Source organism: Pseudoalteromonas sp. 1CM17D, assembly GCF_023161805.1.
GTDB classification, from domain to species: domain Bacteria; phylum Pseudomonadota; class Gammaproteobacteria; order Enterobacterales; family Alteromonadaceae; genus Pseudoalteromonas; species Pseudoalteromonas atlantica.
The window spans coordinates 110,536-123,658 of sequence record NZ_JALNTP010000009.1; the positions used below are offsets into that span (position 1 = coordinate 110,536).

Below are 13,123 nucleotides of genomic sequence, written 5' to 3' on the forward strand. Positions count from 1 at the left end.
CGTGTTGTTCGCGGTTTTATATACAGTAGCTTGCTTACACAAAGGGTCACATTTTATAAATTGATAAACACCTGTTCTATCACTTACAATCGCTGTAACTGCTTATTATAGAGATTACTTTTGAAAATCTGGTTACGTCGAATTCACTTATACCTTGCCTTACTAAGTGGCCTTTTTTTGTTAATACTCAGTATTAGCGGTGCCATTTTACTCTATGCAAATGACATACAATATTATATTCAGCCCGATAAATGGCAGGTAGAACCACAAACCAAAACGCTTAGCCACGCAGAGTTAATCCGCGCAGTACAGCAGCAAACAGATAAAAAAATCACCCGCTTTATGCCCCTTAGTAACCCTAATGCCAGCTGGCAATTTAGATTAGGTGATGGCAGTAACGCCAGTGTGAACCCGTATACAGGCAAAGTAATTTTTCAATACCAAACAAATGACACGCTGTATGGTTTTACCCTTGCTTTGCATCGCTGGCTATTATTTGAAACAGACTCTGGTGAAAAACCGCTAAAAAACGTGGTCTCTGTATGCGCCCTATTATTAATAATAAATGTGTTAGTGGGTTTTTATTTATGGGTAAAGCCTAAAAACCGCCTAAAACGACTGGCGATTAAACCTAAAGCCAAATTTAAAGTACTTATGTATCAGCTACACACCGTGCTTGGTGTTTATGTTTTATTACCGCTATTGCTTATAGCCTTTACAGGTATCACCTTTAATTGGAAAAGCGCGACCAAAACATTAGTAGAAACCGTGGCATTTTCTCAAGTACAAAATAGGCCTAAAGCGCCAAAAGAGATAGCAAAATCAACAGCAAGTATTAACTACGACCAAGCAATAAATAAAGCCCTTGATGTATTTCCTGAGGGGATTTTGTATCGTATTTACTTACCTAAAAAACATAATGATCCAATCACTTTACGCCTACAAAACCCAGGAGAAAGCCATGCTTATAGCTGGGTGTGGGTAAATCCATACAACGCTAAAGTGCTTAGCGCGTATGATGCCAGTAAAGCAAATGCAGTCACCCATGTATGGAACTTTAAATATGTGTTTCATACTGGCGCATTTGCAGGGCCGATTGTAAAATTTGTATGGCTTTTAATATCACTGTCGTTAGCATTTTTTATACTCAGTGGTGTTTATTTATGGTGTAAACGGCACAAGTGGGTATAGCATTACCCGTTAAATGAAAATGCAAAACTGTACATAAACCAAGCAATAACGCAAACTTAAATAAGAATCAAAACCAATTGTAAATTAATGATTTTTATAGAAAAACTTGCAAAATACGCAAATTTAACTACACTGTGCACAATTAAAATAGTTAAGGTGATTTATCATGAAAGGTAATCAAAAAGTAATCGATGCATTTAATACTTTGCTAGCCAATGAGTTAGCCGCAATTGACCAGTATTTTATTCATTCACGCATGTATGATGACTGGGGTTTAGATAAATTATATGTACGCCTTAACCATGAAATGGAAGAAGAAAAAGATCATGCTGATTGGCTAATCAAACGCATCTTGTTTTTAGAAGGCGTGCCTAACATGACTAAACGCCGTGACCTTTTAATTGGTAACGATGTAAAAAGCATGATGCAAAACGACTTAACACTAGAGCTTGAAGTAGTTGCATGTGTTAAAGAGGTAATTGCTATTTGTGAAGAGCAGCAAGATTATCAGTCTCGCAAAGTGTTAGAAAAGCTATTATTTGATACCGAAGAAGATCACGTTTATTGGTTAGAGCAACAACTTGGTCTAATTGATAAAATTGGTACGCAAAACTACCACCAAGCACAAATGGGCGAGTAAGGAGCATAAAGTATGAAAGGCGATAAAGACGTTATAGCAGCTTTAAATAAAGTACTCGCTAATGAGCTTGTGGGTATTAACCAATACTTTTTGCATGCCCGCATGTTTAAAGATTTTGGTTTTAGCCAGCTTGATAAAGCAGACTACAAAGTTTCAATTCAAAAAATGAAAAACGCCGATCGTTTAATCGAACGTATTTTATTTTTAGAAGGCTTACCTAACTTACAAGACCTAGGCCGTCTTCGCATTGGCGAAAACAGCGAAGAAATGATTGCCGCAAATATGAGCTTTGAGCTTGATACAATTGATGATTTGCGCAGTGCAATTAAATTAGCTGAAAACAAAAAAGATTATATTAGCCGTGAAGCACTCGACAATATTTTGAACGAGCAGGAAGAACAAATTGACTGGCTAGAGACCCAGCAATTACTTATTCAAAATACGGGGCTTGAAAATTACTTACAGTCTCAACTGTAAGGAAAATTTAGGTCATAAAAAAAGCAGCTTTATAAGCTGCTTTTTTTGTATCTGAATTTTGTAATAACGAATTAAGCGACTTGATCGGTAATATCTGCAATCTCAATAAGTTTGCGATTTAGGATCTTTTTAGTACAACAACAACACTTACCGCATTGGCTGCCTACTTTAAGCTCTTTAGTTAATTCACGCATGGTAGTTGCACCATCGTCAATTGTTTGCTCAATTTTTTTATCGGTCACCCCGTGACAAAGACAAATATACATGAATACAAACTACTCTCAATTTCATTTAGTAGGTGCATATTAATCTAAACAATAATGGTTATCAATTGTTTGTGAAATAAAAAGTAGTTATTTTTCAAAAACATGATCAGTGCCACTTAAATCGAGAATTCACGGCGCGTTGAGAACTTATTGATTTATAATGAAATATGGCACTTAAATTGAGATTTATTAACTAAATTACACTCTAAAAATAATTATGTTTTTTATTAGGTAAATTTCTTAAACAACGAGAAATCGCTTGAAAACATCTATTACAGTAAGTGATTTGAATTGATAATTTGCCCTATCTGTTATACGAAAGCTAATCGGTTTACTTCGAGGTAGAGTTTATTTAGGCCGATGCTTTGCGGAGTAGCAACAGCGCATCTTTATTTTTCATTACATAAAGAACTTGTATTCATGGGCAGTTATAGCCGTGGATTGCATCACTCAATAATTACCGGCGGTCTGCTCTGTGCCATAAGCCGACCTTGAGACACATAGAGATTAAGACTGCAAAGATACGAAAGCGGAAGTTAGCTTTGGCCTGTTTAACGACAAATATTCCGACAAAGCAGTCATGACTATTAGTTTATTGTTAAATCTAATCTTTCTTTTCGTTCATCTACTCAATAACCCCACGCTAAACGTGACTTTAGCGTGGGGTTAGAGTTCACAGTAATTTTATCTGGATAGCTCTTTTATTTTTTTCTCTGAAAACCAGCGATATAAAACAGGTAAAACAAATAATGTTAACAGTGTTGCAGTTACCAAGCCGCCAACAATAACACTCGCTAATGGGCGCTGTATTTCTGCACCAACACCATTAGACATTAACATCGGTATCAAACCTAAAGCTGATGTTATAGCAGTCATAAGTACAGGTCTTAATCTTGAAGTAGCGCCTTCAAAAACGGCTTTAGATGCTTCTAGACCGTCTTTAATACGTTGGTTGATACTTTCTACCATAACGACCCCATTCAATACCGCTACACCAAATAAGGTAATAAAGCCAACGGAGCTTGGTACAGACAAGTATTGTCCAGATAAATATAAGGAGAAAACTCCGCCAATTACAGCAAGCGGCACGTTGACCAATATCAGCATAGCTTGACCAACAGAACCAAAGGCAAAGTAAAGTAGTAGTGCGATTAGTGCTAACGATAAAGGTACAACTATAGCTAACCTATTTTGAGCACGTTTTTGACTTTCGAACTGGCCTCCAATCGAAACAGAATAACCTGAAGGTAAGTCAACCTTTTCAGCAATTACCGTTCTGATATCGGCAACCACGCTTCCCATATCTCGATTTTGTACATTTGCTTGGATAACGACTCTTCGTTGTACATCATCGCGTCTAACTTGTGGTGGGCCTGACTCAAATGAGACTGAGGCTACGTCACCCAGTCGCACCCAAGCACCAGTAGGTGATTGAAGCCGAATATCAGCAATAGCTTCTTTGTTACTTCGGTACTCTTCCTCTATGCGAACGTAAATATCATAACGTTCATTACCATTGATTATTTGTCCGGCTGCAACACCACCAATACCATCACGCACAACCTCCATTATGTCACTCACAGACAATCCAAAGCGTGATAGTTCTTGCCTGTTAGGACTTATCACCAATTGCGCTTCACCAGCAATTTGCTCCAATGCAACATCCCTTGCACCTTCAATGTTTTTAATTGCTGTTTCTATTTCTTGACCTTTAGCCGCCAGTACCTCAAGTTCAGGCCCAAACAACTTTATCGCCAACTGAGCCTTAACACCAGATAGTAGCTCATCGACACGAGTCGCAATAGGTTGAGAAAAGTTGAGTAGCAACCCAGGGAATTCTTCTAGAGATCTCTCCATTTTTCCTTGAAGTTCATATCGATTAGATGCACTGGTCCACTCAGAAACAGGCTTCAACCCTATGTAAATTTCGATGTTATTCACTGGCTCTGGGTCTCCACCTATTTCTGCTCGACCAATTCGGCTTAATGCATAGGTTACTTCAGGAAAAGCCATTAGTTTTTCTTCTAGAATTGGTGCCACAGTGAGCGCGGTATCTAAACTGGAAGAAGGTGCAAGCGTTGCTCTTAAGTTTATCGTCCCTTCTTCTAACTCAGGTACAAATTCAGTACCAATTAATGGAACTAATGCAAAGGCAGAGAAAACTAATATAAGTGCGGCTGAAATGACTAATTTGGTGCGTTTTAGTGCGAATGTAAGCCCTTTTCTGTAGAGTTTGTCTAATGGCCTAAGAACAAAGCTTTCCCTCTCTTTTACACCTGACTTAAATAAATAAGTAGCTAAAGCGGGTACAAAAAACAACGCAACCACAATAGCAGATATAACAGCTAAAATGATGCTTATTGCCATAGGTTGAAATAACTTTGCCTCAACACCTTCAAAGCTAAATAAAGGCGTAAATACAACTAAAATAATAGAAGCTGCAAAAAATACGGGACGAGCCACTTCTTTACCCGCATTTTGAAGACGTAACTTAATACCATGCTCATCTTGTTCTACATCATGTGGATCAGTATCAGCACTAGGCACTCTTTCTTTTACAGTTTTTAAATGGGTAGAGTCTGGTCTATTTAAATGCTTAAACATGTTTTCAACCATCACGACTGAACCATCAACTAGCATACCAATGGCTACGGCAATGCCACCCAATGACATAAGGTTTGCAGAAATGCCCCACCAAGCCATGATCATTAACGCGATACCAATTGAAATTGGAATAGATATTAGGACAAGGAAGGTTGCACGTATATTCATTAAAAATAGTGCTAATACAATACAGATGAAAATAAATGCTAGTAATAGTGCATCAACTACTGTATCAACGGCTTTTTCAATCAAATCAGCCTGATCATAAAATGGTTCAAAGCGAACACCTTTAGGCAATGCTTGATTAATCAATGGGATTCTTGCATTGATACCATCAATGGTGGCTTTAGTATTAGACCCCATGCGTTTTAAGACAATGCCAGAGACAACTTCACCTAAATTTTCGACTTTACCGTCTTCGGTTTTGCGCGTCATTGTGACAGCACCTTGACGAATTTCACTGCCCATTTCAACTTTAGCAATATCCGAAACCGTCACAACTGTCCCATCAACTGTTTTGACGGGAACTTGTTTGATATTACTAATACCAGCGTCACCACTTTCAAACCAACCTGCACCTCTAATAACAAGCTGCTCTTGCCCACGGTTCATATACCATCCGCCAACATTGGCATTGTTGTTATCTAGGGCACCAACAACGTCTTCTTGCGTTAGGTTATAAGAAAGAAGCTTAGATGGATCTACATTTACTTGGTACTGCCTAACAATACCTCCAAAGGAGAGTACATCAGTAACACCATCGACAGGCATAACGAGTAATTTTACTACCCAATCATTGAGACTCCTGAGTGCCATAGCATCATAGCCTGCATCTTTATCTGAAATAAGAAGGTACTGAAATACTTGGCCTAGCCCTGAGGTGTTTGGCCCCATTTCGGGTGTGCCGACACCTTCTGGTATCAGTTCTTTTGCGGCTTGAAGACGCTCAAATACAAGTTGTCTTGCAAAGTAAATGTCGGTGCCTTCTTTGAAAACAACCGTGACGCCAGACAAGCCTGTCTTAGAAATTGAGCGCACTTGTTCTACATCAGGTAAGGCATACATGACCGCTTCAATGGGGTACGTAATGAGTTGTTCAACTTCTTCAGCAGCTAGTCCTGGCGCTTCAGTATTTACAGCAACTTGAACATTAGTAACATCAGGAAAGGCATCTAAATTTAGTTTTGGTATAACCATAATTGCGCCGACAATTGTGGCAAACAGCGCAATCAAAATCAGGAGTCTATTATTAACAGACCAATCTATTATTTTATTAAACATAGTCTTGCTCCTTAGTGGTTATGCGGATCAAATCCGCCTTTAGCGATTTCAGAAGCAACAAAAAATGCGCCTTTGGTTACAATTCGCGTCCCACTATCAAGGCCAATGATTTCCCTAAAATCACCTAAGGCTCGGCCTAGTTCTACTTCTACAGCTTTAAATTCTCCAGGGTGGTCTTCGACAAATACGGTCCAATCACCATCTGCGCTGCGGATCAATGCTTCTTCTGGCACAGCCATCACTTTCTGCTTTGTGGCAAACTGAAAGTAAACTTTTACAAACATACCTGAATGAAGGTTATCATCAGCATTCTGTACCCCCAATCTAATAATTCTTGTACGAGTTACGGGATCAATTGTATGGGCTTCTTGGATAACTTTGGCATTGTAACTCTGGCCTTCTAATTTAAGTACCGCAGGAGAATCAATTGATAAATTTAGCTTTTTATTTGGAGAAACTTTTGCTTCAACCCATAGTTGTTTTTCATCAGCTAACAACATGACTGAATCCCCAGCATCAACACGTTGCCCTTGGATAAAGTCGTCTTGAAGCACGACACCTTCACGGTGCGCCGTTAATGCATATTGTCCAAATGCTTTAATGTCTTTGTTAGAAATACCATTTATTGCTTTTTCAGTTAACCCTAAAGCAATGAGCTTGCCATAGCTCGCATTGTATGTTGTTTCAGCTTGTAATAATCGACTTTCACTCACCGTCTTATTACCCAGCTTTTTTACACGTTGCCATTCGGTTGAAGCGATTAAATAGTCAGCTTGTGCTTGTGCCATTGCTTCACTAAATAAAGTGACTAACTTTTGGCCTATTTCTACGTGCTCTCCAAGCGCTGCGTGACGACTAATAATGACGGACTCAGTACGAGGTGAAACCACGTAGCTTTTATAACCGTTGGCTTTTATTTCTCCGGGGGCATATATCGTGCTAAATTGATATTCTGGGATGACGCTTTCTACTTTGATGTTAGCAAGTGACATATTTTTCGGGCTAAGAGTTATACCTTCTTCATGTTCGTCTTCTTTATTCTCATTTCCGTGGTCATGGTCACCTTTTTCTTCCTTATGTCCTTTTTCGTGGCCGTGCTCGTCAAGATCTTCTTCTTGACCTTTTAGGCTTTCTCTTTCTGAGTACTCACTATGCTCAGGGTGTTCTTTAGCATGAACTCTCTCGTTCTCAGAGTGTTTATGTTCTTTTGTGTCTTGTTTGGAAAGCTTTGTGACAGAATCAGTAACATCTGACGACTGTGCAAAAGCATCATGACTTGTAGTAAGCCCTACTAACAGGCTGCTAATTACTACGGCTAAAAATTTTTTACTAATTACTGTATTCATTTTTGTAACCTATATTTTTAATAAATTTAAGATTTCGTTTTTCGCTACTGAAAAAACAAAGCGCTCAAATCTCAAATTTGGATAACTGACCCATACTTAAAATGAAGGATATTTCTGCAAGCTTGAATTGATTTTCCAAACGTATTCCTGCATGAAGCCCTTCCGCACGTTGATTTAATGCAAGTAAGTAGTCAGAAGTATTAATGTCACCAGCTTCCCAGCGCTTATTTAATAAGTTTTCGCTGCTATCTAATCTGCCTTTTGTCAGTTTTTGCCATTGCTCATAATATTTTTTACTGACAATAAGCGATTCATAATTAGCTTTTGCTTCAAATGACTGCTTTCGATAAACCGACCGAAAGTTAGCCTCTGCTGCAATTGCTTCTGAATAAGCGGCTTTAACAGTATCTGAATAGTTATTTCTGATATTTAAAGGCATTGAGAAAGTCACGCCAATCAAGTCTTCATCTCCACTTTTCCCTGCGTTAACTCCAATGGTTGGATTGGCTTTAGATTCCATAGTGGTTAGTTGAGCTTTAGATTGTTTTATCTTCCATTGCGCTCTAGCGAGTTTAACTTTTGGATGTTCCTCAACCCACTGAGAGTTAAATGAATAGTTTGTTGCTCCAAAAGTAAATGAAAACAAATTGGTAGTATTAGGCGTCCAATCAGGCAATAACTCCTGAACATTTACCTCTGCATTTTTCAAAGCAATTTGCGACTCAGATATTTCACTGAAAACTTGGGACAAGTTTAAATAAACCAGTTCAGCGTCAAGTGGCTCTAGAAGTCCTGCTTTTCGCTTATCTTCAATAATTCCAACGAGCGTTTGTAATTGATTTTCTCTTACTGAAAGTAACTGAGCCACCTTTTTTGCTGCTTGCCAATTAACTATTGCAGTTAAAGCGTTAGCCTTTTTAGAATCGAGTAGAGATAACAATTGTTGCTGGTTTGCATAAACACCAATTTCACCAATGCTTTTATTTGCTGATTGCTTATCCCAAAAATCAATCGTTTGACTGATACCAATAGAATAATTATCAAAATCACCCTCTTTTTCATAGCTTGCTTCAAGCTCTGGGTTATATACGGCTTTAGTTAAGCTCTTGGCTCTATGATTACTTGCATTAAGTAACTCTTTAGCCGCAACAACTTCGGGATCTTTATTTATTTGACTATCTAGCCATGAAATACTTTTCTGTTTGGCATAAGTGGCAACTGAAAAACTCACAGCCATACATAAAGACAGGACTAAACCTGCATTTTTTAAATATATATACATAAAAATTCTTAATTTTAAAATTAATAAACACGAAACCTTTATCCATTATTAAAGGATAAATAGGTCATTAAAAATTAATCTAATTAAGAAATAGGCGGACGAAGTATCGCTTCAAGAAAGGTACTTGTTTGATCAATTTGATAAGGCGTTTTATTGATAATGTTTAGTTTGCCCGTGGTATTTGAATTACTGACTAAAATCCAAGATAAGTGGCTGCCACTGCAATGTCCGCAGTGATGACAATCTTTTTCATTATGCTGCTCATCACCTACATTATCATTTGAGACATTTCGATCATCTGCATGATCATGTTGAGTTTGAAGGTGCTCTATATCTATTTGGTGATTCTCAGATGTTGAGGATGCTACAGCAGTTAACGATTGTAAAACAATCGAAATAACCAAGAGCATTTTTAGTACAACATTAAGGTTCAAAGTTATCACCAGTTAAATATAGTATTTAAAATACTAGCAGAAACTATTTTCTTAAACTAGCTTTTCAATTCAGTTTCCACGCTTTTACATTAAATAATTTTTTATTTGACTCTATAGCCACTATAGATTTTATACTTATTTTAATATTATTACGGAATGTTAAATATGTCAGAAAAATGTAGTGGTCAGTGTCAATCATCTTCTACCAATGAAGATGTAAAAATTGATACACAATTAGATAACTATAGTGGCGCGTTTGTCAGTACATTTAAAGTACCTCAAATGGACTGTCCTTCAGAAGAGAGATTGATTAGGTTAGCACTTGACTCAATTGAGCCTTCAGTTGGGTTGCAATTTGATATTCCTAGCCGTTTAGTCAAGGTTTTTCATGATGAAAATTTAGATGAGATAACAAAAAAATTACAACAACTCAATCTCGGTGCAGAGTTGGCATCAACTAAAGAAAGTTGCAGCACCGAAGCTGCAAAAGCAAAAGATCTAGCCCAAAAAAATGAGATGAAAGAAGCATCAACCCTAAAATGGTTGTTAGCCATTAATGGAGTCATGTTTTTTATAGAAGTAATTGCTGGGTTGATTGCACAGTCTGCTGGCCTAATTGCGGACTCATTAGATATGTTTGCTGATGCTGCTGTGTATGGTTTGGCTATTTATTCGGTAGGTAAAAGTATCAGCATGAAACTTAGAGCGGCACATATATCTGGTGTGCTTCAAGTTATTCTAGCGCTAGGTGCTTTGAGCGAAGTCGTAAGACGCTTTGTTTACGGTAGTGAACCGATCTCTTCTTTAATGATGATATTTGGTGGAATAGCACTAATCGCTAACATTGCTTGTCTATTTTTAATATTTGGTAATAAAGAAGACGGCGCTCATATGAAAGCAAGCTGGATTTTTTCCGCAAATGACGTTATTGCAAATGTTGGGGTAATCTTAGCTGGCTTTTTAGTTACAGTAACAAGCAGCCGTTATCCAGATTTAGTGATTGGTTTGATTATTGCTGTTGTCGTTTTAAACGGTGCTCGCCGTATCTTACAGCTAAAGTATTAAACAAATTCATCATGGCTATTTATTTAAATTTTAAAACCATTAATAGCATCTTTATAGCTAGTTTAAGTCTGCTTCAAACGGCTAAAGGGAAATGAAGTTATGAAAAACAATGCCTACATTCCGCCATTACGATTTCATTGGTTAACTAATTTTTATGACAGCCTCGTTGCTATCACCACGAGAGAAGCATTTTTTAAAAAACTGATTGTAGATAAAGTTGCCAACGTCAAAGGAAACAACCTACTTGATGTTGGATGTGGAACCGGAACGCTAACAAAATTAATAGCTGAAAAATCACCTAAATATACCGTAATAGGCTTAGATGCAGACCAAACCGCTTTAGATATTTCACAGAAAAAAGTTATAGGCAAGGATCTTAATATTTCTTTTAGACAGGGCTTTGGACAAGAAATGCCTTTTAGTGATAATTCCTTTGATATCGTAGTTTCAAGTTTGTTTTTTCATCACTTAAGCCGTTCAACTAAGCGTGCGACATTAACTGAAATTCGTCGGGTACTGAAACCGGGTGGCATTTTATTAATTGCTGACTGGGGAAAGCCGACTTCAATATTTCAACGGATATTGTTCTTTGTCGTTCAGTTATTAGATGGTTTTGAAACTACAAAAGATAATGTAGATGGAGTCCTTCCTTCTTTAGAGGTTGAATCAGGGTTTACTCATGTTTCAGATTTAAACATAGTCCCAACGACTTTGGGAACTATCAGACTGATTGAAGCGAACTAGATAACAATGAACCTAATGCGTCCGTCATATTTTAAACCATATATATCATACGTGATAATGATTTTAATCGCGGTGCAATCTGTGTTTTTTTCGCTAGAAGAGCTTGAAGTAAACTTAATTGAAAGTTCTTTTAATACATCACTAACTGAGTCTATTACCCCGCTAGAATCTCCAGAAACCTCCAATTTATTTGAGGTGAGTAATAGCCAAACTTTAATTGATAATTGTAATTTTTGTTGCTGTTGTCACTTATTTTTAAATGCAGATTATTCTTGTAATATTTTACAAAAAATAGAATATTTCCTTACCTACGCCTTAGTTTCTCCTGAGCTAAAAGGCTATATGTCGGTGCCATTCCGCCCACCTAAATACGCCTAAATTTTATAGAAAATTAAGAAAGGTCAAATGTTAATGACCTAAATATCACATATTAATTTATAGGAAAGTATACATGGCACTTAATACCTGTGAGCATCGCAAGATAGCAATTTTGAGGTGTGTAACACCTCAGCTTAAATATATCGCGTTTCTCGCGTTGTCACTTTTTACATTTAATGTTTATGCCTTTGAAAAGCAGTTAAATCTTCAAGAGGCAATTCAGTGGACGCTTAAACAAAATCCTGAACTCAAAATATTTGATTTCAAACAAACCGCATTAACAGGACAAGAACAAACAGCAAGTTTAAATCCCGCTTATGAACTAGAAGTTGAAGCTGAGAACTTTGCAGGCTCAGGTGAATTTAATGCATTCGACAGTGCTGAATTAACAGTCGCTCTATCTTCGGTTATCGAAATGGGAGATAAACGCTCAGCGCGGATTGGACTTGTTTCAAAATCAAGAGCACTACTCAATGCTGAGAAAGAAGTCTCTGCGCTTAATTTAATGGCTCAAGTCACTGAGAAGTACGTGGAAGTACTTGCAGCCCAACAAAGAGTGATATTGGCAGATAATGCATTGAGCTTAGCACAAGAAACGTTAGAGATTGTATCTCAGCGTAACCGCGCAGGTGCTACTCCTGAGGCTGAAGTGAAACGTTCAAAAGCAGTTATTGCTCAGGCTAACCTCACCCTTCAATCTGAACAAAAGCGCTTGGAATATCTAAAGCTTTCTTTATCAGCTTACTGGGGAGAAACATCAGTGTCATTCTCTAGAGTAACTGGAGATCTGTTTCAGTTTGGCAATGATAGTGATTTTAGTAGTCTCTTTGCGAAATTAGAGAAAAACCCTGCTATTCAAGTTTATGCAAGTGAGCAGCGACTAAAAGAGGCCGAATTACAGTTGGCTAAAACAGAGTCAACGGCCAATATCAAATGGTCTGTTGGTGTTAGGCGCTCTCAAGAAGCCAATGATACGGCACTGGTCGCTGGCTTTAGCTTACCTTTGTTTGCTGAAAAGCGAAATTCTGGTGCAATCGCTAGTGCGCTAGCAGAGCGTGACCAAGTTGCCATAGAGAAAGAGGCGACTAAGTTGAGGTTTAGAAATCACTTACTACGAGCATACTCCAATAGAAAACAAGCCATATTAACAGCTAATTCATTAAAGCAGTCGGTTATCCCAATGCTTGAAGATGCACTGGAAGATACTCAAGACGCCTATCAAAAAGGTCGATATGGATATCTTGATTATGTATCGGCTAGACAAGAGCTGTTAAATGCTCGGCGAACCCTCATTGATGCGGCATCTGCTGCCCTAATTTATGGCGCAGAGATAGAAAAACTAACAAACGAAGCGCTGTCACTCTAAATAAACATCACTTTAAGTTTAATAACAATTTATTGATTCAGTTATTAAC

The 13,123-nt window shown here is 37.7% G+C and carries 12 protein-coding genes; 7 read left to right on the forward strand and 5 right to left on the reverse strand.

Annotation, left to right across the window (positions count from 1 at the left end):
- The first annotated feature begins 120 nt into the window (after positions 1-120).
- From MSC25_RS15640 to bfr (MSC25_RS15650), 3 genes are all read left to right on the forward strand, one after another.
- Positions 121-1,191 (forward strand): PepSY-associated TM helix domain-containing protein, encoded by a 1,071-nt coding sequence (locus MSC25_RS15640; RefSeq protein ID WP_248443923.1) that lies wholly within the window; start codon positions 121-123, stop codon positions 1,189-1,191.
- Positions 1,192-1,357: 166 nt separating this feature from the next.
- Positions 1,358-1,831, forward strand: a complete 474-nt coding sequence (bfr, locus tag MSC25_RS15645; RefSeq protein WP_248443924.1) for a bacterioferritin — start codon at positions 1,358-1,360, stop codon at positions 1,829-1,831.
- A 12-nt stretch (positions 1,832-1,843) separates the two neighbouring features.
- Positions 1,844-2,308 carry a bacterioferritin gene (gene bfr, locus MSC25_RS15650; RefSeq protein WP_004588793.1) on the forward strand — a complete coding sequence of 155 codons (465 nt, stop codon included), beginning with the start codon at positions 1,844-1,846 and terminating at the stop codon, positions 2,306-2,308.
- Between the two features lie 71 nt (positions 2,309-2,379).
- Here bfr (MSC25_RS15650) and MSC25_RS15655 read toward each other — a convergent pair whose 3' ends face one another.
- The 5 genes from MSC25_RS15655 to MSC25_RS15675 form a co-directional block, all read right to left on the reverse strand.
- Positions 2,380-2,574, reverse strand: a complete 195-nt coding sequence (locus MSC25_RS15655) for a (2Fe-2S)-binding protein (protein WP_004588794.1) — start codon at positions 2,572-2,574, stop codon at positions 2,380-2,382.
- Positions 2,575-3,258: 684 nt separating this feature from the next.
- A complete protein-coding gene (locus MSC25_RS15660) occupies positions 3,259-6,459 on the reverse strand; it encodes a CusA/CzcA family heavy metal efflux RND transporter (protein WP_055018868.1) in 3,201 nt (1,066 codons plus the stop codon).
- An 11-nt stretch (positions 6,460-6,470) separates the two neighbouring features.
- Positions 6,471-7,805, reverse strand: coding sequence for an efflux RND transporter periplasmic adaptor subunit (locus tag MSC25_RS15665; RefSeq protein WP_248443925.1), 1,335 nt, complete (start codon positions 7,803-7,805; stop codon positions 6,471-6,473).
- Between the two features lie 64 nt (positions 7,806-7,869).
- Positions 7,870-9,087: a TolC family protein gene (locus MSC25_RS15670; protein WP_008468875.1), complete on the reverse strand. Its 1,218-nt coding sequence runs from the start codon at positions 9,085-9,087 to the stop codon at positions 7,870-7,872.
- Positions 9,088-9,170: 83 nt separating this feature from the next.
- On the reverse strand, positions 9,171-9,521 hold the full coding sequence (locus tag MSC25_RS15675) for a hypothetical protein (RefSeq protein ID WP_028835965.1): 351 nt from the start codon (positions 9,519-9,521) through the stop codon (positions 9,171-9,173).
- 165 nt (positions 9,522-9,686) lie between these two features.
- Here MSC25_RS15675 and MSC25_RS15680 point away from each other — a divergent pair, with 165 nt between their 5' ends.
- The 4 genes from MSC25_RS15680 to MSC25_RS15695 all read left to right on the forward strand — a co-directional run bounded on the left by MSC25_RS15680 (position 9,687) and on the right by MSC25_RS15695 (position 13,074).
- Complete coding sequence (locus tag MSC25_RS15680) at positions 9,687-10,586, forward strand: cation transporter (RefSeq protein ID WP_029771720.1); 900 nt, start codon at positions 9,687-9,689, stop codon at positions 10,584-10,586.
- 99 nt (positions 10,587-10,685) lie between these two features.
- Positions 10,686-11,330: a class I SAM-dependent methyltransferase gene (locus MSC25_RS15685; protein ID WP_008109690.1), complete on the forward strand. Its 645-nt coding sequence runs from the start codon at positions 10,686-10,688 to the stop codon at positions 11,328-11,330.
- A gap of 81 nt (positions 11,331-11,411) precedes the next feature.
- Positions 11,412-11,708: a hypothetical protein gene (locus MSC25_RS15690; RefSeq protein ID WP_223230508.1), complete on the forward strand. Its 297-nt coding sequence runs from the start codon at positions 11,412-11,414 to the stop codon at positions 11,706-11,708.
- A gap of 73 nt (positions 11,709-11,781) precedes the next feature.
- Complete coding sequence (locus tag MSC25_RS15695) at positions 11,782-13,074, forward strand: TolC family protein (protein ID WP_008109686.1); 1,293 nt, start codon at positions 11,782-11,784, stop codon at positions 13,072-13,074.
- Positions 13,075-13,123 lie beyond the last annotated feature (49 nt).

Coding starts and splice junctions, on each gene's coding strand:
- bfr (WP_248443924.1), top strand. CDS start 1,358: ATGAAAGGTAATCAAAAAGTAATCGATGCATTTAATACTTTGCTAGCC.
- MSC25_RS15670 (WP_008468875.1), bottom strand. CDS start 9,087: ATGTATATATATTTAAAAAATGCAGGTTTAGTCCTGTCTTTATGTATG.
- MSC25_RS15660 (WP_055018868.1), bottom strand. CDS start 6,459: ATGTTTAATAAAATAATAGATTGGTCTGTTAATAATAGACTCCTGATT.
- MSC25_RS15665 (WP_248443925.1), bottom strand. CDS start 7,805: ATGAATACAGTAATTAGTAAAAAATTTTTAGCCGTAGTAATTAGCAGC.
- MSC25_RS15655 (WP_004588794.1), bottom strand. CDS start 2,574: ATGTATATTTGTCTTTGTCACGGGGTGACCGATAAAAAAATTGAGCAA.
- MSC25_RS15685 (WP_008109690.1), top strand. CDS start 10,686: ATGAAAAACAATGCCTACATTCCGCCATTACGATTTCATTGGTTAACT.
- MSC25_RS15695 (WP_008109686.1), top strand. CDS start 11,782: ATGGCACTTAATACCTGTGAGCATCGCAAGATAGCAATTTTGAGGTGT.
- bfr (WP_004588793.1), top strand. CDS start 1,844: ATGAAAGGCGATAAAGACGTTATAGCAGCTTTAAATAAAGTACTCGCT.
- MSC25_RS15680 (WP_029771720.1), top strand. CDS start 9,687: ATGTCAGAAAAATGTAGTGGTCAGTGTCAATCATCTTCTACCAATGAA.